Below are 21,412 nucleotides of genomic sequence, written 5' to 3'. Positions count from 1 at the left end.
GAAATCGGCCAAGCGAGTTTTCCGAGTCCTCGGAGGGCCACCATGCTGACGTGATGCGCATCACTCCTCGCCGCCTCGCCGTCGGCATGAGCCTGTGGATCCCCAACCTGTTCAGCGGCATCCGCGTGAGGAGGTTCGCGGACGACTGGACGAGCGCCACCGTCGAGCTGCACGTCAACGTCTTCACCCGCAACTACGTCAAGACCGCGTTCGGCGGGTCGATGTCGGCGATGACCGACCCCTATTACTTCATGCTCGTGATGCACCAGCTCGGCCGCGACTACGTCGTGTGGGACACACGCGGCGAGATCGAATTCGTGAAGCCCGGCCGCGGCGTGCTCACCGCCCACTTCGAGGTGCCGCGTGAGAAGGCGGCGGAGCTGCGGGAGCGCGCCCGCGGCGGCGCGAAGGTGCTCGAGTGGTTCGAGACCGACATCACGGATGCCGCGGGCGATGTCGTCGCCCGCGTCCGGCGCGAGGTGTACATCCGGGAGAAGAAGCGGGTCACGGAGGCGACGGCCGCCGCCTAACCACCGACCTCTGCACGGTAGTCGGATGCCGTCAGCCCGAGCACCGCACGGAAGTCATGGGCGAGATGCGCCTGGTCGGAATAGCCGAGGTCGGCGGCGATGCCCGCGAGCGTCGCATCGGGATCCTGTCTGATCCGCTGCGCCGCCTCCTGCAGCCGGCGACGCCGGATCATCGCCGCCGGCGAGACCCCCACAGTGCGATGTCCCAGCCGCTGCAGCGTCCGCACCGAGACGCGCAGGCGCTCCGCCGCGTCATCCAGACGCAGCACGCCGGGATCCGTCATCAGCAGCTCCGCCATCGCGTTGGCGAGGCGCCCCTCCGCGGACGGCGCGCCCACCCGATCACCCAGCCACTCGGCAGCGGCGCCGGCGGCGGCCTCGGGGTCGGGTATCGCCGCCGCCACGGCGAGCTGCAGCGCCGGTTCGTCGAGCCGGAGGTGGGAATCGACCAGTTCGCTGGGCGCGGGGTGGAGGCGGGCGAACGCGGCGGGCCTCAGGACCGCGCCGACGGCCCACCCGCTTCCCCGCAGCTCGCGCTCCGATGCCCGCGTGCTGGCGCCCCAGAGCGTGACGCCGTCGGGCTCGACCACGAGGTTCGCCGCGGGGTAGCCGAGAACCGGTTGCGGCGACGCGACGCCCGCGGGCAGGTCCCACTGCGGGATCCAGAACCACGCCACGAGATCGGATGCCGCACCCGTCGGCGCGAGCCGCGTGAAGCGCGGCAGGCGCTCGGGGTACAGCACCCCCCGCGTCGGGTCGGTCACACCGTCACGGTAGTGCGCGGCGCCGACAGGCGCCGAAGGTGTCGCGAATCTCCAAGCCCACGGCATCCGCCCGGCGAGAGCATGGCCGCATGACCACCGAGAACACCGCCGGAGTGACCGGCGCCCACACCACCGACGGCCGTCCGCACGGCGCGACCAGCCTCACCCCGTTCCTCGCGATCCGCGGCGCGAAGGACGCCCTCGAGTTCTATCGCGACGTGTTCGGCGCGCGGATCACCGACGTCACCGAGTTCGACGGGCTCGTCGTCCACGCCGGTCTCGACTTCGGCCTGGGCCTTCTCCAGCTCGGCGAGCCGTCGACGGCGTACGGGCTCGTCCCCGCGCCCGAGGGCGACGACGACTGCTACTCGCTGGGCATCTACGTGCCCGACGTCGACGCGGCGACCGCGCGCGCGGTCGCCGCCGGCGCGACCGTGCGCGAAGAGCCGTCGACCTTCGTCTCGGGCGACCGGTTCGCGAGCATCCGCGATCCGTTCGGCGTGCGCTGGTCGATCATGACGCGCGTCGAGGATCTGTCCGAAGACGAGAGCGCCGCCCGGGTGGCGGAGTGGGCGGCCTCGGTCAGCGCGGGCTGACGTCCTCGGCGACGCTCGCTGCTGGGCACCGCCGAACCGCCCCGGGCTGCGTCCGAAAACCTGGTCCGTCGCGCGACACGCGGAGGGCCCATCCGTGCACCGGCGTTTCGCCGTCACCGGCCAGGTTTTCGGATCCGCGAGCGTCCGTCACACATCGTCCTCTTGCGCGGCGGCGAGCGCGCCGATGATCGCCGGCAGCAGCGCTTCCGCGGTGCGACGGTAGCCCAGGGCGCTCGGGTGGAACCGGTCGAGACTGAACATCTCGTCGGGCTGGGTCACGAAGAACGGGCCCACGGCACGGCGAAGCGACACGGCCCGGGCGCCCGACCGCACGGCCGCCTGCGCCTGGGCGTCGGCCAGCTGACGCGACAGCCGCGAGCCGAGGGCGCGCAGCGGCTGCGGCACCGGGCGCAGGGCACCGAGGTCGGGGCACGTGCCCACCACGACTGCGGCGCCGCGGGCGCGCAGGCGCACGATCGCCTCCTCGAGATGGGCGACCGACATCGCGACGGGCACGCGGTGCGTGATGTCGTTGCCGCCGACCACGATGACGGCGGCATCCGGGCGGTAGCCGGCCGGGAGCCCGTCGATCTGCCCGGCGAGCACCGACGATTCGGCGCCGACGACCGCCGCCGTGCGCAGCCGTACGGGCCGCCGCTCGGCGCGCGCGAGCCCCTTGGACAGACGCGCCCCCAGCGTGTCCTTCGGCCGCTCCGCGCCCAGGCCCGCGGCGATCGAATCTCCGAGCACCACGAGCTCGAGCGGCGGTCCCTCGAGCCGCCGACGCCAGACGCGGTCGGCATCGAGCGCCTCCTCGCCGAGCGGCTTGCCGATGCGGCGACGGGCGACCGCCGCTTGACGGGTCAGCACGGCACGGCCCCCCAGCAGCACCAGTCCGGCGCCGAGCGCGGCACCCGCGAGGCCGACGACGAGCGGCCAGGGCACGGTCTCACGCGAACGGGCCATGCCGTCATGCCACCGCATCCGGGTGAACGGATGCCGTCAGCCCGGTGACGGCCGGGTGCGAGCGTCCCCGCCGAGCCTCGGGCCGCGGCTCGGCCGCTACGAGGTGGAGAGCTCGGTCACCACGGCGGCGACGCGGCGGTCACGGGTCTCGGGCCGCTTCGCCTCCGCGACGCTGCGGGCGAGCTCCTTGCGCCGCGAGAACGACAGCGCGTCGAACGCCGCCCGCGCTCCCGCGGCGTCCAGCGCGGCGGCCAGCTCGGCCGGCACCTCGACCTCGCGCTCCGCGGTGTCGAGGTCGACGGTCACGTCCACCTCATCGCCCAGGTCGACACCGAGCTGCGCGCGCACCGCCTTCGAGAGGCCAATGACGTTGCGCCCGTCCATGACGGCGAGCCTCACGCGGGCGGTGCGCCCGCCGACGCTCACGACCACCGCGGCACGCTTGCCGCCGCCGAGCTCGGTCACCTGTTCGTCGGTCAACTCGATCGCCGTGGCCGGCCCGAAGGGCTCGAGCACGGTGCGGATCTGCAGCGTCATGGCCCCATCCTGGCGGTCCCGGGCTTGTGCGCGTAAGTCCCGGATCGCGCGTTCGCCGCGGCGCGCTAATCTTCGCCCGTGACGTCCCCTTCGCTTCAGCGCCGGCTCGGCCTCGGCGACGCCGTGTTCATCGGGCTCGGCTCCATGGTCGGCGCCGGCGTCTTCGCGGTGTGGGCTCCGGCGGCGGATGCCGCGGGCACCGGCCTGCTCATCGGTCTCGCGATCGCCGCCGTCGTGGCCTTCGGCAACGCCACCTCATCGGCCCAGCTCGCCGCGGCCCATCCGACCTCCGGCGGAACGTACGCGTACGGACGAGCGGAGCTGGGTCCGTGGTGGGGCTTCGCCGCCGGCTGGGGCTTCGTCATCGGAAAGACCGCCAGCTGCGCCGCGATGGCGCTCACCTTCGCCGCGTACGCGGCTCCGGCCGGCTGGGAGCGACCCGTCGCCATCGCCGCCGTCGTGGTGCTCACCGCTGTGAACTGGTTCGGCGTCACTCGCACGGCGAGCGCCGCGCGCGTCATCGTCGTGATCTCGCTCGGCGCCCTCGCGGCAGCCGTCACTGCCGCATTCTCCGCCGGCGCGACGCCGGAGTGGCTGTCGGCCGAGGCGGTCGGGGCGGGCGGCGGCTACGGCATCCTGCAGTCCGCGGGTCTGCTCTTCTTCGCGTTCGCGGGGTACGCGCGCATCGCCACCATGGGCGAAGAGGTGCGCGATCCGCGCCGGGTGATCCCGCGGGCCATCGTCATCGCGTTCGTGATCGCCCTCGCCGTGTACGCCGTCGTCGCGGTCGCCGTGCTGAGTGCGCTCGGGCCGGACGCCGTCGCGGCATCGACCGAGCCCGTGGCCGAGGCTGCCGGACAGTCGGGGTGGGCGTCGATCGACCCTGTCGTGCGGGTCGGCGCCGCCGCGGCCTCGCTCGGCGCGCTGCTCGCCCTCATCGCCGGCGTGAGTCGCACCGCCTTCGCGATGTCGCGCGAGCGCGATCTGCCGCGGTTCCTCGACGCGGTGCATCCGCGCTGGCATGTGCCGCACCGCGCCGAGCTGGCCGCGGCCGCCGCAGCGGTGCTGCTCGTGGCTTTCGTCGACCTGCGGGGCGCCATCGGCTTCTCGTCGTTCGGCGTGCTGCTTTACTACTTCGTCGCGAACGTCGCGGCGCTCCGGCAGCGGGGCGACGCGCGGCGCTACCCGGTCGCACTGCAGGTCATCGGAGGCATCGGATGCCTCGTGCTCGCCGTCACGCTCCCGTGGCAGTCCGTCGCGGCCGGTGTCGTGGTGGTCGCGGTCGGGGTGGCCTACCGGGCGCTGCGGCTGCGCCGCGCCGCGTCGCGCTGACGTCGCCCCACCCCTCCCGGCCCACCGTCATCCGCGTGAGACGACAGTCCGGGGACGAGACCGGGGGTGAAACCCGGGGTCTCGTCCGTCGACTGTCGTCTCAGCGGACAGGGCGGGTGGGCCTCCTCAGGCGAGCGGCTTGACCTCGAGGGACTCGGCCGTCGTGCCGGAGCCGACCGTCGCGAAGGCCGTGTAGCCGTCGGCCGCCGCCCGCTCGAGCAGCGCCTTGAGATTCTTCGTGCGCTGCTCCAGGCGCACGCGCGAGCCCTGGCCGACCAGTCCCGCCTTGAGCGCGAGCAGCTCGGCCTGCGACACGTCGCGGTCGTGCACCAGGACGACGGCCGGGGCCGCGGCATCCGTCCCGTCCGCCACCAGGTCGACGATGCGCTCGAAGCCGATCGAGAACCCGACGGCGGGAGCGTCCTGACCGAGGAAGCGGCCGATCATGCCGTCGTAGCGGCCGCCGCCGCCCAGGGAGTAGTCGACCGAGGGGTGGGCGAGCTCGAAGATCGTGCCGGTGTAGTAGCCCATGCCGCGGACGAGGAACGGGTCGAACACGAGCGGGATGTCGCCCTCGATCCCCTCGGTTGCCGAGCCCGTCGACGCACGCGCCGCCGCGACCGCCTCGCCGATGCCGACGAGGTGCGCCACGACCTCGTCGGGCGCGCCCTCGGGCAGCGCCTTGCGGATCTGACGTTCGCCGTACGGGTGGTACTCGAGCGTCATCGGGCGACGCAGGAACGCGTCGAATGCGTCGACCGCCGCGGCCGTCGCACCGCGCTCGCGCAGCTCGGCGACGATGCCGTCAGGCCCGATCTTGTCCAGCTTGTCGATTGTGATGAGCACGCCGGGGCGCTCCCCGGCATCGAAGCCGAAGCTGTCGAGCATCCAGTCGAGCGCGCGGCGGTCGTTGATACGGACGCTGCCGCCCTCGAGCCCGAGCGCGTCGACGGCGTCGAGCGTCGCGACCACGAGCTCGGCCTCGGCGCGGGCGGACGCATCGCCGATGATGTCGATGTCGCACTGCACGAACTGGCGGTAGCGACCCTTCTGCGGGCGTTCGGCGCGCCAGACCGGGGCGATCTGGATGGCCCGGAACACGGACGGCAGCTGACCGCGGTTCGTCGCGTAGAACCGCGCGAGCGGCACCGTGAGGTCGTAACGCAGTCCCAGGTCGGTGAGGCTCGCAGGGTCGTCGGCGGCCGCGCGGATCGCGTCGGCGTCGAGGCCCCGCTTGAGCACGTTGTAGGCGAGCTTCTCGTTGTCGCCGCCGATGCCCGCGTGCAGCCGCGAGTACTCCTCCATGACGGGCGTCTCGATCTCGTCGAATCCGTGCGCGCGGTAGCGCTCGCGGATGACGGCGAGCACGCGCTCGCGACGGGCCTTGTCAGCGGGGAGGAAGTCGCGCATGCCGCGCGGCGGATTGACGGATGCCACACCCTTATCCTTCCAGGTCCGCTGGGGTGCCTTCGGCCGCGCGGATGTCGCGCTCGAGGCCGCGCAGGCGCTCGCGCAGCGCGCGCTCGGCGTCCCACCCGTTCGCCCGGGCCGTCGCGACGAGCCCGAGGAGGGCCTCCCCGAGCTCGGCCTCCGACTCCGGCGCTCCGGCATCAGACCCGCGAGAATCCGACGGGACGCCGAGACCCTGGGCGGCACCCGCGGTCTCGTGCTCCGGCTGGATTCTCGCCGAGGGGACGGCGGGGACCCCGGCCTGGGCCGCCTTCGGCAGGAGCTTCTGCGCGAGCGCGAGGCTCGGCATCCGCTCACTCACACCGTCGAGCACCGAGCGGCGCTGGTGCTTCTCGGCGGCCTTCGCGGCGTTCCAGTGGACGAGCACCTCCTCCGGCGTGGTCGCGACCGCGTCGCCGAAGACATGCGGATGCCGCCGCACCATCTTGTCGGTCAGCCCCCGCGCGACGTCGTCGATGTCGAAAGGGTCGTCTTCGTCGCGCGAGGCGATCTCGGAGTGGAACAGCACCTGCCACAGCAGGTCTCCGAGCTCTTCACGCAGCTCGGCGCGCGAGCCGTCCTCGACGGCGTCGATGAGCTCGGCGCTCTCCTCCACGAGGTAGGGCACGAGCGCGCGGTGGTCGATCTGCTGCGTCCACACGCAGCGATCCCGCACGGCGCGCATGACGTCCGCGGCCTCGCGCAGCGGGTCGGGAGCGCCGTCGCCCGGCGGGCTCAGCTCGAGGCGGCTGCGGTCATCGTCCGGCGTCGGTAGTGCCATGCCCGCCACGATACGAGGCCTGCGGCCAGAAGGAGCGAAATCACCGACCCCGCCAGCACGCCGAGCGTCGCCTGGTCGCGCAGCGCGGGCGCGTCCGAGAAGGCCAGCTCCGACAGCAGCAGCGACACCGTGAACCCGATGCCGCCGAGCGCGCCCGCGGCCAGCAGGTCGCCGAAGGCGAGCGGAGACGGCCCGCCCCGATGCGACACCCTCAGCGACAGCCAGCCGAACAGCGCGATGCCGATCACCTTTCCGACAGGCAGCGCGATCAGCACGCCCCAGAACGCGGGTGACAGCTGCGGGGGAGACACCGACGGGATCACCACGAGCGCCGCCGAGAACGCGAACACCGGCAGCACGATGCCGTTGACCCACGGCTCCAGCTCGTGCCGCACGCGCAGTGCGGGCCGCTGCGCCATCGCCAGCCCCAGCACCACGCCGGCGATCGTGGCGTGCACGCCCGAGTTGTACACCAGCACCCACGTCGTGATGGCCAGGAGAACGAGGAGGATGGCGATCGGCACGCGGGCACGCGTGTCGAGCTGTCTGCTCAGGATGCCGAACGCGATCACCGCGACCGCCGCTCCGGCGAGCGCGCCGAAGTCGACGCCGGTCGTGAACAGCACCGCGATGAAGATGATGCCGACGATGTCGTCGAGGATCGCGAGCGCGAGGAGGAACACCCTGAGCGCGGCGGGCAGTCCCTTGCCGAACACCGCGAGCACTCCCAGGGCGAACGCGATGTCGGTCGCCGTGGGGATCGGCCAGCCGGCGGCGGCGTCCGAGCCCCACGCCACCGCGAGGTAGATCGCGATCGGCACGAGCACGCCGCCGGCGGCCGCGATCGCGGGCTGCAGCGCCTTGCGCGCCGAGTTCAACTGGCCGGACGTGAGCTCGTACTGGAGCTCGACCGCCACCACGAAGAAGAAGATCGCGAGGAGGCCGTCCTTGATCCAGTGCGACACACTCAGCTCGAACACGCTGGGAATCCCGAGGTACGCGTGCATGGCGTCGCCGACCGCCGGTCCCAGCGGGGAGTTCGCGACGATCAGGCCGAGGGCGGCGGCGATCAGCAGGACGATCGCGGGAAAGCGGGCGGAGCGAAGAAGCGACATCGGGCCTCCAGGAGGTGATCGAGGGGTCGACAGGGACGTGCCGACCAGACTTCCCGGCGCTCCGAGCCGCCAGTCTACAGACCACCTCTCCCTGCGCGTCGCGGGTCCCCAGAGGTCCCGCTGTCACACAACGCCGCCCGTGTCATCGGCGAAACCACGCGCCGTTAGCCTGGAGAGATGCGTGAACTCACCCACACCGAAGCGATCGACCTCGTCGGACGGTTCGAGGCGGAGCAGGCGATTCCCGAGAAGATGCGCGGGGACGTGCGCATGCTCGGGACGCTCCTGGGCCAGGTGCTGCGTGAGAGCGGATCGCCGGGCCTGTACGAGGACGTCGAGCGTCTGCGCACCGCGACGATCCAGGCCTACACCGACGAGACGCCCGAGGCGTTCGCCCGCGCCGCCGCCATCGCCGACTCGTTCACGATCGCCCGGGCCGACGAGGTCGCACGTGCGTTCACCGCGTATTTCCACCTCGTGAACCTCGCCGAGGAGCACCAGCGCGTGCGCATCCTCCGCGAGCGCGACGGGCGCCCCGACCGCGAGCAGGCGACCGACTCCGTCGCCGCGGCGTTCGTCCGGCTGGCCGCCGAGGTCGGCGACGACACCGCGCTGCAGCGCCTGCAGAGCATGCGCTTCCATCCGGTGTTCACGGCGCACCCCACCGAGGCCCGCCGTCGCGCGGTGTCCACGAGCATCCGGCGGCTCGCGACCCTCCTCGAGGAGCACGACGCGTCGCTGCGGGGCGGCGCCGACGAGCGCCGCGCCGAGCGCCGCATGCTCGAGGAGATCGACACGCTGTGGCGCACGGCGCCCCTCCGTCCGGAGAAGCCCGCGCCCACTGACGAGGTGCGCGCCGTCATGGCCGTGTTCGACGACACCCTGTACACCGCCGTCCCGCACGTGTACCGGCGTGTGGACGACGCGCTGCAGGGGCCCGCCGCCGGCGGCCGCGCCCCGGTCGTGCGCCCGTTCGTCCGCATCGGGTCGTGGGTCGGCGGCGATCGCGACGGCAACCCCTTCGTGACGGCATCCGTCACCCGCAAGGCGTCCGCGATCGCGAGTGAGCACGTCCTGATCGGCCTCGCCCGCACCACCAGCCGCATCGGCCGCACGCTGACGCTCGACGCCACGACCACGCCGCCGAGCGACGCGCTGCTCGCCCTGTGGCGGCGCCTGAAGGCGGCCGACGAGGACGCCGCGAAAGACATCGCCAAGCGCTCCCCCGACGAGCCGCACCGCCGCATCGTGCTGCTGATCGCGCGCAAGATCGAGGCGACCCGTGCGCGAAACGCCGACCTCGCCTACCGCGACCCCGAGCACCTCCTCGCCGACCTCCGCGTGGTGCAGGACTCGCTCGTGCAGGCGGGCGCTCCGCGCCAGGCGTACGGGCACCTGCAGCAGCTGCTCTGGCAGGTCGAGACCTACGGCTTCCACCTCACCGAGCTCGAGGTGCGCCAGCACTCGGCCGTGCACGCCAAGGTGCTCGCCGAGCTCGACAATGCACAGGGCACGGGACCTGAGGGCTCCGGCGGGCCGCGGAGCGAGCTCGCCGAGGAGGTGCTCGACGTCATCCGCACCGTCGGGTTCCTGCAGGAGCGGTACGGCCCCCGCGCCGCCGGCCGCTACATCGTCTCGTTCACGCAGTCCGCCGACGACCTGGCGAACGTCCACCGCCTGGCCCGGTACGCCGTCGGCCCCGACGGCACGCCGCCGGTGCTCGACGTCATCCCGCTGTTCGAGACGTTCGCCGACCTGCAGGCGGCGCCCCGCATCCTCGCCGAGATCGTCGAGCATCCCGAGTTCGCCGCACGTCTCGAGGCCACCGGGCGCCGCCTCGAGGTCATGCTCGGCTACTCGGACTCGTCGAAGGACGTCGGCCCCGTCGCCGCGAACCTCGCGCTGTACGAGGCGCAGGCGAAGATCGCGGCGTGGGCAGACGAGAACGGCATCGAGCTCACGCTCTTCCACGGCCGCGGCGGCGCTCTGGGGCGCGGCGGCGGACCCGCCAATTCCGCGATCATGGCGCAGCCGCCGCACTCCGTCGACGGCCGATTCAAGCTCACCGAGCAGGGCGAGGTCATCTTCGCCCGCTACGGCGACCCGGCGATCGCCATGCGGCACATCGACCAGGTCGCTGCCGCGATCCTGCTCGCCTCGTCGCCGTCGAACGAGGAGCGCAACCGCGCGGCCGCCGACACCTATGCCGACATCGCGGCGACCCTCGACGCCGCCTCGCGCGAGCGGTTCTTCTCGCTCGTGAAGGCCCCCGGCTTCGCACCGTGGTTCGCGCGCGTGACGCCGATGGAGGAGATCGGCCTGCTCGCCCTCGGCTCACGGCCCGCGCGCCGTGGTCTCTCGGTGGAGTCGCTCGAGGACCTCCGCGCCATCCCGTGGGTGTTCGCGTGGACGCAGGCCCGCATTAACCTCGCCGGCTGGTTCGGCCTGGGCACCGCGCTCGACGCGGTCGGCGACGAGCCGCTGCTCCAGCGGGCGTACCAGGAGTGGCCGCTCTTCCGCACGCTGATCGACAACGTGGCGATGAGCCTCGCCAAGACCGACGACCGCATCGCGCGGCACTACCTCGAACTGGGCGACCGCGACGACCTCGCCGGCCTCGTCCGCGACGAGATGCGCCTCACCCGCGACTGGGTGATCCGCATCACCGGCGGCACCGAGCTGCTGGGCAACAAGCCCGTGCTCCAGCGCGCGGTCAAGATGCGCAGCCCCTACGTCGACGCGCTGTCGCTCCTGCAGCTGCGGGCACTCCGGGCGCTGCGCGAGGCACCCGAGGGCGCGCCCGTCGACCCCGAGCTGCAGCGCCTGCTGCTGCTGTCGGTGTCGGGCGTCGCCGCCGGCCTGCAGAACACCGGCTGACCGCTGCGCCGGGGCGGGGGTCGCCGCACACCTGGGCATCGCCCCACACCCGCGCGTCGCGGCCGGCATCGCGCGGGCCGCGGCGTACCGTGGCGCCATGGCACGGATCGTCGTCGCCGAAGTCTGCCCCGAATGCGGGTCGCTCGATGTGCGGGCGACCGAGCCGAGGTGGTTCCGCATCGAGTGGGATCGTCGAGACGCCCTCGACGACGGCTGGGTCGACCGCCTGGAGTTCGGCTGCCGCGACTGCGGCCTCGTCTGGGACTGACAGCGGACGAGAACGGATGCCGCGGTCCGCGGCATCCGCTCCTCTCGATCGCCCGCGTCACCGCACGCCGGGCGGTGGCCCTCCCGCGGCCTCATCCGGCGAGAAGCGGTCGAGCTCCAGGGCGACGCTCGCCTCGGCCGCGCGGGCGCTGGGCGTGAAGCCGAGGACCACGGCGATGAACCGGGCGCTGGTCAGACTCTGCAGGTCCAGCGGAGTCCGCGCCACGATGGTCGCCGTGCGCGGCGTGCGGCGCAGCAGCGCGATCTCACCGAACCCGTCGCCGGGACCCAGCGTCGCCACGACGCGCCCGTCGCCGAGCACGTCGGCCGCGCCCGACTCGATGACGTAGTACCGATCGCCGGGCTCGCCCTGTGAGAACACCACCTGCCCGCCGGGCACCGACATCGGCTCGAGACCGCGCGCCAGCTGCTCGATCGCGGGGAGCGGCAGCGGATCGAACATGGGCACCTGCTGGAGAAGCCCGATCTCGCGGTCGAGCACCTCGACAGACCGGTCCAGCCGACGCAGCGGCCACCATGCCGCGAGCGCGGCCAGGGGGCAGATCGAGCCGATCAGGATGAGCGTCGGCGCGATGCCGATCCACTCGATGAGGGCGGCGGCGAGGATCGAGCCCGTGCCGATGGACACCGCGACGAGCGATTCGAGCACCCCGAACACCCGCGCCATCACGGCGTCGGGGGTCAGCCGGCCGATGAGCGTGAATCCGGCCGCATCGATCAGCGCGTTCGCGACGCCCACCGCCGCGAGCAGGCAGAGGGCGGTCGCCTGCTGCGGGAAGACGCCGATCAGCGCGATGGGCAGTCCCCAGACCGCGACGCCGATCGCGAACCACCCGCCCAGCCGCCACGTGCTGACGAGCATCGACACGGCGAGTGAGCCGATCACCGCTCCCACTCCGAAGGCGGCCATCAGCCCGCCGGCGCCGGACTCTCCCATCCCGAGGAGCTCGATGGCGACCACCACCGAGAACACGGTGAGCGCGCCGCGGGTGAAGGTCTGCGCCGCGACGAGTCCGAGGATCAGCTGCAGGTCGCGCCGGCGACCGACGGCGCGGAGCCCCTCGAGGGCTTCCGCGACCAGGGCCGGGCGCCGCGGCGAGGCCTCCTTGGGTGGCGCCTCGTACCTCAGGCCGACCACCAGCAGCCCGCCGGCGAAGGCGGAGGCCGAGGCGACGGCGATCAGGACCGCCACCTCCGAGAACGCGAGCAGGACCGCCGCCACGAGAGGTCCGATGAGGCTCGCCGCCGAGTCCAGCAGCCCGCGCACGACGTTGGCGCCCGCCAGCTCGTGCCCGGTGTGCGACAGCGTCGGGAGCAGCGCGGAGTGGGCGGGGCGGAAGAGCGTGGAAGGCACCGCGGATGCCGCGACGAGCACGAAGACGAGGGCGATGGGACCCCCGATCGCGACGATGACCGCAGCGGCGGCCATCGCCGCGCCGCGGATCATCGACACCACCACGAGGACCCGCTCGCGACGCCCGCGATCGGCGAGCGGCGAGAGCAGCGGCGTGAGCACGGCCGAGGGCAGCATCGTGATGAGCCCCACCAGTCCGACCGCCAGCGCACCGCCCGCCTCGTACGCGACGATGCTGAGCGCGACGGTGAACGCGCACTCCGCGCCCCACATCGCGAAGAAGCTCAGCTGGGCGCGACGCAGACTCACGTTGCGCCAGGTGCTCGCGAACACGACGAACGCGTCGGCGAGTCGGGCCCGGCTCCCCCGCAGCCCCATGCGGAAGACTCTAGGGCTGCGGTCTCGCCTCGGCCAGAGTCAGTCCAGGCGGCGGTCGTCGGCGTGCCGGGCGAGACTGCGACCGTAGCGCTCGGTGAGCTGCACCATGAGGTCGGGGGTCTCGCGGTCGAGGCCGAAGACGTACCCCGGGAAGTCGAGCTCGCGCTGGGCGGCCCAGATCTCCTCATGCCTGTCGGGCGGCAGGATCTGCACCGGGTCGCCGACGGCGACCCAGCCGATCGGCACCGTGGCGTCGGCGGGCAGCGTCGTGCGCAGGTGCACCACGCCGTTGATGCGCACCTCGCTGCGCGCGCCGATGCGGGCGCCGTTGAACACGCGCGTTCCGGTGGCGAGGAACGCCTCCTCCTCCACGACGGCGCCCGAGACGCTGGCCATCGGCCCGACGAGCACGTGGTCGGCGATGTGCACCGGGTTCGTGGCGGTGGCGCGGACGAGCGCGTTCTCCATCACGATCACATTCGTGCCGAGGGTGATCGGGCCGCCCTCCGCCGTGATGACCGCGCCGTGCAGGATCTGGCAGTCCGCTCCGATCTCGACGTCCCCGCTGATCACGGCGGTCGCGGCGATCACGGCCTCGGGGTGGATGCGGGGCTGCGCCCCGAGGTGCTCGAACCTCATCGTCGTGCCTCCCGCTTCGTGGATCAGGGCCAGCGTAGCCCCGCGTCATACGTACGATCGCTCGCGTGGACGGTAGGTAGGGTGAAAAGGCGCCTTCTCTGCGCACCGCTCCACGCTCTGAAAGCTCCACCGCCATGCCCTCTGCGATCCTCACCTCCACCGACTCGGTCCGGCTCGTCCTCGACACCGTCGAGGCCCGCAACCCGAACGAGCCGGAGTTCCTCCAGGCCGTGCACGAGGTGCTGGAGTCGATCGCACCGGTGCTCGAGGCGCATCCCGAGTTCGTCGAGGGCGGCATCCTCGACCGCCTCGTCGAGCCCGAGCGGCAGATCCTCTTCCGCGTGCCGTGGGTCGACGACGCCGGCCGGCTGCAGGTCAACCGCGGCTTCCGCGTGCAGTTCTCGTCGGTGCTCGGCCCCTACAAGGGCGGCCTGCGCTTCCACCCGTCGGTGAACCTGTCGATCATCAAGTTCCTCGGGTTCGAGCAGATCTTCAAGAACGCGCTCACCGGTCAGGGCATCGGCGGCGCCAAGGGCGGCAGCGACTTCGACCCGCATGGCCGGTCGGACGCCGAGATCATGCGCTTCTGCCAGTCCTTCATGAGCGAGCTCTACCGCCATCTCGGCGAGCACACCGACGTGCCGGCCGGCGACATCGGCGTCGGCGCCCGCGAGATCGGCTACCTGTTCGGCCAGTACCGCAAGATCACCAACCGCCACGAGTCGGGGATGTTCACCGGCAAGGGCGTGCAGTGGGGCGGCGCCGAGGTCCGCACCGAAGCCACCGGCTACGGCGCCGTGTTCTTCGTCGAGGAGATGCTCGCCGTCCACGGTGAGACGCTGCACGGCAAGCGCGTGGGCGTCTCGGGCTCGGGCAACGTGGCGATCTACGCCATCGACAAGGCGCGTCAGCTCGGCGCGACCGCGGTCACGGCATCCGACTCGTCCGGTTACGTCGTCGACGACGCCGGCATCGACGTCGACCTCCTCCGCCAGATCAAGGAGGTCGAGCGCGCCCGCATCTCAGAGTACGCCGCCCGGCGGCCCGGCGCCCGCTACATCGAGGGCGCCCGTCCGTGGGAGGTGCCCGTCGACGTGGCCGTTCCGTCGGCGACGCAGAACGAGCTCGACGCCGATGACGCGCGCGCCCTGATCGGCAACGGCGTGCGGGCCGTGGCCGAGGGCGCCAACATGCCCTCCACTCCCGAGGCGATCGAGCTGCTCCAGGGCGCCGGCGTGCTGTTCGGGCCTGGCAAGGCCGCGAACGCCGGCGGCGTCGCCACCTCGGCGCTCGAGATGAGCCAGAACGCCGCGCGCCAGCGCTGGAGCTTCGACGACAGCGAGGCCAAGCTCCGCTCGATCATGGCCGACGTGCATGACGCCGCCTTCCGCGCCGCCGAGAAGTACGACCGTGCGGGCGACTACGTCGTCGGCGCGAACTCCGCGGGCTTCGAGCGCGTCGCGCACGCGATGCTCGCGCAGGGCGTCATCTGACGACCCCCGCCCTCTCCGAGATCAGGAGATCTGGCCGGCGCAGGTCGATCCGTCGCGGATCGTCCTGTCTCCGCCAGATCTCCTGATCCCGCGGACGGCGACCGCCGGCCGAGCCGAGCACGAACGCGGCGGGGTGTTCGCGTCAGGCGCCGGCGGCGGCATCCGCCTCGGCGCTCTTCACCGGCCAGAGCTGGTCGATCAGCTGCGCGACCCACGCGATGAGCTCGTCGTCGCCGAGCGGCTCGCCGCCGGCCGACGGGAGCGGCACCACCATGGCCTCGCCCCCCGCCACGAGCTTCGCCTTGGGGTGCAGGCGCTGCAGCCGCACGCGCATCGAGTCGGGCAGGTTCGCCGGCGCGATCCGCAGGTTGGGGCCCATGGCGACGACGTCGGCGAGGCCGGCCGCGGCCGCGCGGCGCCGGAGGCGGGCGACGGCGAGCAGGCCCTCGACCTCCGACGGCGGCTCGCCGTAGCGGTCGCTGAGCTCCTCGATCACGAGGTCGATCGCGTCGGCATGGGCGGTGACGGACGCCGCGGCCGAGAGCTTCTGGTACGCCTCGAGGCGCAGCCGCTCGCTGTCGATGTACGACTCGGGGATGCGGGCCTGCACCGGCAGCTCGAGCCGGAGCTCGGTCGGCCCCTCGGTCTCTTCGCCGCGGAAGGTCGCGACCGCTTCGCCGATCATGCGGAGGTAGAGGTCGAAGCCGACGCCGGCGATGTGCCCGGCCTGCTCGGCGCCCAGCAGGTTGCCGGCGCCGCGGATCTCGAGGTCTTTCAGGGCGACCTGCATGCCCGAGCCGAGGTCGTTGTTGACGGCGATGGTCTCGAGCCGGTCGGCAGCCGTCTCGCTCAGCGGCTTCATGTCGTCGTAGAGGAAGTACGCGTAGGCGCGCTCGCGCGCGCGACCCACGCGCCCGCGCAGCTGGTGCAGCTGGCTCAGGCCGTACTTGTCGGCGCGGTCGATGATGATCGTGTTCGCGTTGGCGATGTCGAGGCCGGTCTCGATGATGGTGGTCGAGACGAGCACGTCGGCCTTGCGCTCCCAGAAGTCGTCGACGACCTGCTCGAGCTGGTGCTCGCCCATCTGCCCGTGCGCGACGGCGATCCGCGCCTCGGGCACGAGCTCGGCGAGCTCGGAGGCGACCCGCTGGATCGACTGCACGCGGTTGTGCACGTAGAAGATCTGCCCCTCGCGCAGGAGCTCCCTCCGGATGGCCGCCGCGATCTGCTTGTCGTTGCGCGGACCCACGTACGACAGGATCGGATGCCGGTCCTCGGGCGGGGTCTGCAGCGTCGACATCTCGCGGATGCCGGTGACCGCCATCTCGAGCGTGCGCGGGATCGGGGTCGCGCTCATGGCGAGGATGTCGACGTTGGTCTTGAGCTTCTTCAGCTGGTCCTTGTGCTCGACGCCGAAGCGCTGCTCCTCGTCGATGATCATCAGCCCGAGGTCTTTGAAGAGGACCTTCTCGGTGAGGATGCGGTGGGTGCCGATGACCATGTCGACGGTGCCGTCGGTGAGCCCGGCGATCGTGTCGCGCGCCTGCTTGTCGGTCTGGAAGCGCGACAGCGGGCGCACCTTGACGGGGAAGCCGGCGAAGCGCTCGGTGAAGGTCTCGAGGTGCTGCTTGACGAGGAGCGTCGTGGGCACCAGCATCGCGACCTGCTTGCCGTCCTGGATCGCCTTGAACGCGGCGCGGACGGCGACCTCGGTCTTGCCGAAGCCGACGTCACCCGACAGCAGCCGGTCCATCGGGATCGGCTTCTCCATGTCGGCCTTGATCTCGTCGATCGTCTGCAGCTGGTCGGGCGTCTCGGCGAACGGGAACGCCTCCTCGAGCTCGCGCTGCCACGGGGTGTCGGGTCCGAAGGCGTACCCCTTGGCGGCCATGCGGGCCGAGTAGAGCTTCACGAGCTCGACGGCGATGTCGCGCACCGCGCGGCGCGCCTTGCTCTTGGCCTGCGCCCAGTCGCTGCCGCCCATCTTCGACAGGCTCGGCGCCTCGCCGCCGACGTACCGCGACAGCAGGTCGAGCTGGTCGGTCGGCACGAACAGCTTGTCTCCGGGGTAGCCCCGCTTGGACGGCGCGTACTCGAGCACCAGGTACTCGCGCACGCTCTTGACCGCGTTGCGACCGCCGCTGGACACCTCGCGCTGAGTGAGCTCGACGAACTTGCCGATGCCGTGGGTGGCGTGCACGACGTAGTCGCCCGCGGTGAGCTTGAGCGGGTCGACGACGGCCTTGCGCCGCGAGGCGAGCTTCTTCACGACGCGGTTGTCGCCGCCGATCGTGCGACCGTAGAACTCCGACTCGGTGATGACCGCGAGCTTCGCCTCGGGCACCTCGAACCCGCGCTCCAGCGCGCTGAGCACGATGTGGGCGATGCCCGGCTCAGGGGCATGGAGCACGTCGTCGACCTTGCGCGCGGCGATGCCGCGCTCGGCGAGGACGTCGCGGGCGCGCTCCACGAGCCCGGCGCCGGACGCCGCGACGACGACCCGCCAGCCGTCGGCGAGCAGGGCGCCGACGTGCTGGGTCGCGCCCTCGACGTTGCCCTGGAATGACGGCACGGCCGCGCCCGGAACCCGGATGGCGGCGGCGGCCTCGAGCGCGACGTCGATGTCGTCGAGAAGGCCCTCGGCTGCGGCATCCGCCTGCCCTGAATCGAAGGCGCTGAGGGTCCACCAGACGCCGCTGCGGTCGCGCGCTGCCTCGCGCAGCTCGGGCAGGGTGAGGAAGTCGCCCGCGCCGAGATCCACCGGGGTGCTGGCGCCCGCGGTCGCGGCGCTCCACGCGGCATCGAGGAATTCGCGGTTGGTCTCGCCGAGCGTGATGGCGCGGGTCACGGCGCGCTCCGGATCGACGAGCGCCACCGCCGACCCCTCGGGCAGGTAGTCGACGAGCGTCACGAGCCGGTCGACGACGGCAGGCAGGAGCGACTCCATGCCCTCGACCGGGATGCCCTCCGACATCTTCTCGAGCATGCCCGCGAGGCCGGGGAACTCGTCCTTGAGCTGGCGGGCGCGGCCGCGCACGGCGTCGGTGAGGAGCAGCTCGCGGCTGGGCCGCAGCGTGACCTCGCGCACCTCGCCGGGGAGCGAGCGCTGGTCGCCGACCGAGAACGCCCGCATCTCGTCGACCTCGTCGCCGAAGAACTCCACGCGATACGGGTGCGGCGCGGTCGGCGGGAACACATCCAGGATGCCACCGCGCACGGCGAACTCGCCGCGCCGCGAGACCATGTCGACGCGGTGGTACGCCAGCTCGACGAGGCGCGCCGACACGTCGCCCAGGTCATGTCCGCGACCGCCGACGACGAGCTCGACGGGCGGCACGTCGGTCAGCCCGGCGGCGAGCGGCTGGATCGCCCCTCGCACCGACGCGGTGATCACGAGCGGGGTCTGCGCGTCCCACTCGGCGATGCGGGCGAGGATCTCGAGCCTCGCTCCGACGGTCTCGGCGCTGGGGCTCAGCCGCTCGTGAGGCAGGGTCTCCCACGCGGGGAAGTGCAGCACTTCGGCGCCCGGCAGCAGCGCTCCGAGGGCGGGGCCCAGCGACTCCGCCCGGCGGCCCGTGGGCGCGACGAGCAGCACCACCGGCGGCTTGCCGGCGGCGCGGCGTCTCTCGAGCAGGGCCGCGAGGAGCGGAGCATCGAGCCCTTCGACGAGCGAGAAGTCGGCATCGACGGATGCCGCCGCCACCGCATCCCGAAACGGTTCAGCCTGTTCGAGGGCGCGCACGATCCCGGGAACTGTCACCGGACGAGTCTAGTTGCCGGCGGCGACATCGGATTCGGTGCGTCGCCGTCCGCCGGGCGAGTCGTGGGGGCGGGGGCCACTCCTAGGATGAGCGTGTGAGTGAGCCCGACGTGCCCCCGCACCCGCCTGCCCCGACGGGATGGTCCGCTCCCCCGGCGGGCGCGTACGCGCCGCCCCCGGGCTACGCGCCGCCCCCCGGCTACGTGCCACCGGCCGGCTACGCGCCGCCCGCCGGCTACGCGCCGGGCGTCCCGGCCCTGGGCACGGGCGCACCGGTGCCGGACTACGACGCCGCGGGCGCGGCATCCGTCTCCCCCTACGGCAGTCCCGCTCCCGTCCGCCGCGGCGGCGCACTCGGTCTCGTCGCGCTCGTGCTGGCGCTCGTGGCGACCGTCGGCGCCGGTGTCGTCGGCGGCATCGCCGCCTACAGCATCGGACTGGGCGCCGGACGCGAGATCACGACCCGCCCGTTCGACGCGGATTTCGACTGGTCGGTGCTGGCGCCGGTCCGCGACTGGGTGCTGACCGGCGAGGTCGCCTTCTGGGCCGGCACGGTGCTCGGCCTGTGGGCGCTCGTGCAGGGCGTGATCGCGATGATCAGCGGGCGCGGACGGGGCGCGGGCATCGCCGCCGTCGTGATCGCGGCGCTCGGTCCGATCGTCTACGGCATCGTCGTGCAGGGCTTCCTGACCGCCGGGCTCACCGCCGGCAGCGGCATCGGCAGCTGATCCGACGCGCGCCCCTGCGGGTCAGACGCGGGGGGCGTGGTGCTTCTGCTGCGCCGCGAGCAGACCCTCTGCGACGAGCTGCTCGACCGCGTCGGCGGCGTCGCCCACGAGGATCGGAAGGTTTTTGCGCTCTGTCGTGCCGAACGGGTCGAGCACCCAGTCCGCGGCATCCTGGCGGCCCGCCGGCCGCCCGATCCCCACGCGCACCCGCGGGAAGTCGGCCGTGGCGAGCGCCTTGGCGACGTCGCGCACGCCGTTGTGGCCGCCGTGCCCGCCGCCCACCTTGAGCTTGATCGTGTCGAACGGGATGTCGAGCTCGTCGTGCACGACGACGACGTGGTCGGGCGCGATCCCGTAGAACTTGGCGAGACCGGCGACAGGGCCGCCCGAGACGTTCATGAACGTGTTGGGCTTGGCGAGCACGAGCTTCGCGCCGCCCGGGCGCAGCCAGGTCTCGACGACCCGCGCGTTCGCCTTGTGCGCCTTGAAGGTCTCGGAGCGCCGGCCCGCCAGCTCGTCGACCACGAGCTGGCCGACGTTGTGCCGCGTGAGCTCGTACCGGGGCCCGGGGTTGCCGAGGCCCACGATCAGCCAGGTCTCTGCCATGTGATCCATCCTGCCCGAGCCCGCGTCGATGCCGCGCGGACCGTGGTGAGACGAGAAGAGGGGGTGCGGCGACCGCACCCCCTCGCTCTGAGATCGAGTCCGATTACTCGGAGTCGGCCTGCTCGGCCTCTCCCGACGCCTCCGACTGCTCGGCAGCGACCTCGGCGTCGGCCTCGGCGATCTCGTCCTCGGCGGCGAGCGTCGCGGCCGGGACCGAGATGGCCACGACGAGCAGTTCGGCGTCGGCGACCAGGGCGGCGCCCTTGGGCAGCTTCAGGTCGCCGGCGGTGATGTGGGTGCCCTCCTCGAGGCCCTCCACGTCGACCTCGACGTGCTCGGGGATGTGGGTGGCCTCGACCTCGAGCGTGATCGTCTGCGCGTCGAGGTTGGCGATGGTTCCGGGCGCGGGCTCTCCGTTGACGACGACGGGAACCTCGACCTGGACCTTCTCGCCCTTCTTCACGACGAGGAGGTCGATGTGCTCGATGATCTGGTGCACCGGGTCCTTCTGGACGTCCTTGACCAGCGTGAGCTGCTCCTTGCCGGCCAGGTCGAGCTCGAGCACGGCGTTGGCGCGGCGGACGAGCAGCGAGACCTGGTGGCCCGGCAGCGCGACGTGCACCGGGTCGGTGCCGTGGCCGTAGATGACGGCGGGGATCTTGCCGGCGGCGCGCAGGCGGCGGGCGAAGCCCTTGCCGAAGTTCTCGCGAAGCTCGGCCTGGACCTTGGTGTCGACCTCAGTGGACATGGGTTCTCCTTGCGGGCGCGGGGCCCGTTCATGATCGGCCTGCGCGGCGGCGGGCCCTGGTATGTGGGTGTTTTCGACTCGAACGCGAGCGCGTGAGGAAAGCCTGTCGGGGCCGGCATCACCGCGTCGATCACGGATGCCGCAGCCCGCCGCGATCGACGGGCGCGAGGCATCCCTCGCCGAAGTTCGACACGAGTCTACCAGCGCCCCCGCTACGATGAGGAACGCACTGCTTCCCGCTCACCACGGAGGATCCCATGGACTACGGCTTCTGGAGCCACGCTCTTCTCTGGCTCATCGGCGCCATGGCCGCCGTCGGCGCCCTGGGCACGGTCCTCGCCTTCTGGAGCCTCGGCCGCCAGGGGTACCGTAAGGACTGAGCCCCACCGTCCCACCCGAAGCCTCACCGGGCTCGTTGCCGCGGCGCGCCGCCGGCCACACGATCGGGCCCCGGCATCCGTCGCGGAGTCG

The 21,412-nt window shown here is 72.4% G+C and carries 19 protein-coding genes; 8 read left to right on the top strand and 11 right to left on the bottom strand.

Annotation, left to right across the window (positions count from 1 at the left end):
• The first annotated feature begins 53 nt into the window (after positions 1 to 53).
• Complete coding sequence (locus IM770_RS11615) at positions 54 to 530, top strand: PaaI family thioesterase (RefSeq protein WP_203581296.1); 477 nt, start codon at positions 54 to 56, stop codon at positions 528 to 530.
• On the opposite strand, the gene IM770_RS11610 is transcribed toward IM770_RS11615, so the two are convergent.
• Positions 527 to 1,294, bottom strand: coding sequence for an AraC family transcriptional regulator (locus IM770_RS11610; protein WP_203581295.1), 768 nt, complete (start codon positions 1,292 to 1,294; stop codon positions 527 to 529). The genes IM770_RS11615 and IM770_RS11610 overlap by 4 nt on opposite strands.
• Before the next feature lie 89 nt (positions 1,295 to 1,383).
• Here IM770_RS11610 and IM770_RS11605 point away from each other — a divergent pair, with 89 nt between their 5' ends.
• A complete protein-coding gene (locus IM770_RS11605) occupies positions 1,384 to 1,890 on the top strand; it encodes a VOC family protein (RefSeq protein ID WP_203581294.1) in 507 nt (168 codons plus the stop codon).
• Between the two features lie 147 nt (positions 1,891 to 2,037).
• Here IM770_RS11605 and IM770_RS11600 read toward each other — a convergent pair whose 3' ends face one another.
• On the bottom strand, positions 2,038 to 2,856 hold the full coding sequence (locus IM770_RS11600; protein ID WP_203581293.1) for an SGNH/GDSL hydrolase family protein: 819 nt from the start codon (positions 2,854 to 2,856) through the stop codon (positions 2,038 to 2,040).
• A 96-nt stretch (positions 2,857 to 2,952) separates the two neighbouring features.
• Entirely contained in the window at positions 2,953 to 3,393 is a 441-nt protein-coding gene (locus IM770_RS11595; RefSeq protein ID WP_203581292.1) for a YdeI/OmpD-associated family protein, read from the bottom strand.
• A gap of 78 nt (positions 3,394 to 3,471) precedes the next feature.
• Between IM770_RS11595 and IM770_RS11590 the strand changes: the two genes are divergently transcribed.
• On the top strand, positions 3,472 to 4,725 hold the full coding sequence (locus IM770_RS11590) for an APC family permease (protein WP_203581291.1): 1,254 nt from the start codon (positions 3,472 to 3,474) through the stop codon (positions 4,723 to 4,725).
• A gap of 126 nt (positions 4,726 to 4,851) precedes the next feature.
• Here IM770_RS11590 and hisS read toward each other — a convergent pair whose 3' ends face one another.
• The 3 genes from hisS to nhaA are packed head-to-tail and all read right to left on the bottom strand — an operon-like array spanning position 4,852 to position 8,070.
• Positions 4,852 to 6,135, bottom strand: coding sequence for a histidine--tRNA ligase (hisS, locus tag IM770_RS11585; RefSeq protein WP_239066132.1), 1,284 nt, complete (start codon positions 6,133 to 6,135; stop codon positions 4,852 to 4,854).
• 31 nt (positions 6,136 to 6,166) lie between these two features.
• A complete protein-coding gene (locus IM770_RS11580; RefSeq protein WP_203581289.1) occupies positions 6,167 to 6,955 on the bottom strand; it encodes a nucleoside triphosphate pyrophosphohydrolase in 789 nt (262 codons plus the stop codon).
• Entirely contained in the window at positions 6,910 to 8,070 is a 1,161-nt protein-coding gene (gene nhaA / locus IM770_RS11575) for a Na+/H+ antiporter NhaA (protein WP_203581288.1), read from the bottom strand. Before nhaA ends, IM770_RS11580 begins: the two co-directional genes overlap by 46 nt.
• Positions 8,071 to 8,247: 177 nt before the next feature.
• On the opposite strand from nhaA, the gene IM770_RS11570 reads away from it, so the two are divergent.
• Both IM770_RS11570 and IM770_RS11565 read left to right on the top strand, forming a co-directional pair.
• Entirely contained in the window at positions 8,248 to 10,947 is a 2,700-nt protein-coding gene (locus tag IM770_RS11570) for a phosphoenolpyruvate carboxylase (RefSeq protein WP_203581287.1), read from the top strand.
• Positions 10,948 to 11,044: 97 nt separating this feature from the next.
• Positions 11,045 to 11,215 (top strand): hypothetical protein, encoded by a 171-nt coding sequence (locus IM770_RS11565; protein ID WP_203581286.1) that lies wholly within the window; start codon positions 11,045 to 11,047, stop codon positions 11,213 to 11,215.
• A 57-nt stretch (positions 11,216 to 11,272) separates the two neighbouring features.
• Here IM770_RS11565 and IM770_RS11560 read toward each other — a convergent pair whose 3' ends face one another.
• Positions 11,273 to 12,967: an MFS transporter gene (locus IM770_RS11560; RefSeq protein ID WP_203581285.1), complete on the bottom strand. Its 1,695-nt coding sequence runs from the start codon at positions 12,965 to 12,967 to the stop codon at positions 11,273 to 11,275.
• Positions 12,968 to 13,006: 39 nt separating this feature from the next.
• The gene (locus tag IM770_RS11555; protein ID WP_203581284.1) at positions 13,007 to 13,606 is read right to left on the bottom strand and encodes a gamma carbonic anhydrase family protein; all 600 of its coding nucleotides are present in this window, start codon (positions 13,604 to 13,606) and stop codon (positions 13,007 to 13,009) included.
• A gap of 134 nt (positions 13,607 to 13,740) precedes the next feature.
• Between IM770_RS11555 and gdhA the strand changes: the two genes are divergently transcribed.
• On the top strand, positions 13,741 to 15,099 hold the full coding sequence (gene gdhA / locus IM770_RS11550) for an NADP-specific glutamate dehydrogenase (RefSeq protein ID WP_203581283.1): 1,359 nt from the start codon (positions 13,741 to 13,743) through the stop codon (positions 15,097 to 15,099).
• 142 nt (positions 15,100 to 15,241) lie between these two features.
• On the opposite strand, the gene mfd is transcribed toward gdhA, so the two are convergent.
• A complete protein-coding gene (mfd, locus tag IM770_RS11545) occupies positions 15,242 to 18,859 on the bottom strand; it encodes a transcription-repair coupling factor (RefSeq protein ID WP_203581282.1) in 3,618 nt (1,205 codons plus the stop codon).
• Positions 18,860 to 18,954: 95 nt separating this feature from the next.
• On the opposite strand from mfd, the gene IM770_RS11540 reads away from it, so the two are divergent.
• The gene (locus IM770_RS11540; RefSeq protein WP_203581281.1) at positions 18,955 to 19,587 is read left to right on the top strand and encodes a hypothetical protein; all 633 of its coding nucleotides are present in this window, start codon (positions 18,955 to 18,957) and stop codon (positions 19,585 to 19,587) included.
• A gap of 21 nt (positions 19,588 to 19,608) precedes the next feature.
• Here IM770_RS11540 and pth read toward each other — a convergent pair whose 3' ends face one another.
• Both pth and IM770_RS11530 read right to left on the bottom strand, forming a co-directional pair.
• Positions 19,609 to 20,193, bottom strand: coding sequence for an aminoacyl-tRNA hydrolase (pth, locus tag IM770_RS11535; protein WP_203581280.1), 585 nt, complete (start codon positions 20,191 to 20,193; stop codon positions 19,609 to 19,611).
• A gap of 103 nt (positions 20,194 to 20,296) precedes the next feature.
• Positions 20,297 to 20,941 (bottom strand): 50S ribosomal protein L25/general stress protein Ctc, encoded by a 645-nt coding sequence (locus IM770_RS11530; protein ID WP_203581279.1) that lies wholly within the window; start codon positions 20,939 to 20,941, stop codon positions 20,297 to 20,299.
• 257 nt (positions 20,942 to 21,198) lie between these two features.
• Here IM770_RS11530 and IM770_RS18060 point away from each other — a divergent pair, with 257 nt between their 5' ends.
• Positions 21,199 to 21,321, top strand: a complete 123-nt coding sequence (locus IM770_RS18060; protein ID WP_275403153.1) for a hypothetical protein — start codon at positions 21,199 to 21,201, stop codon at positions 21,319 to 21,321.
• Positions 21,322 to 21,412: the final 91 nt, after the last annotated feature.

Origin of the sequence: Microbacterium hibisci (genome assembly GCF_015278255.1) — a bacterium.
GTDB lineage: Bacteria > Actinomycetota > Actinomycetes > Actinomycetales > Microbacteriaceae > Microbacterium > Microbacterium hibisci.
Note: the sequence above shows the minus strand (reverse complement) of the source record. Positions and strands in the feature narration are given on the sequence as shown.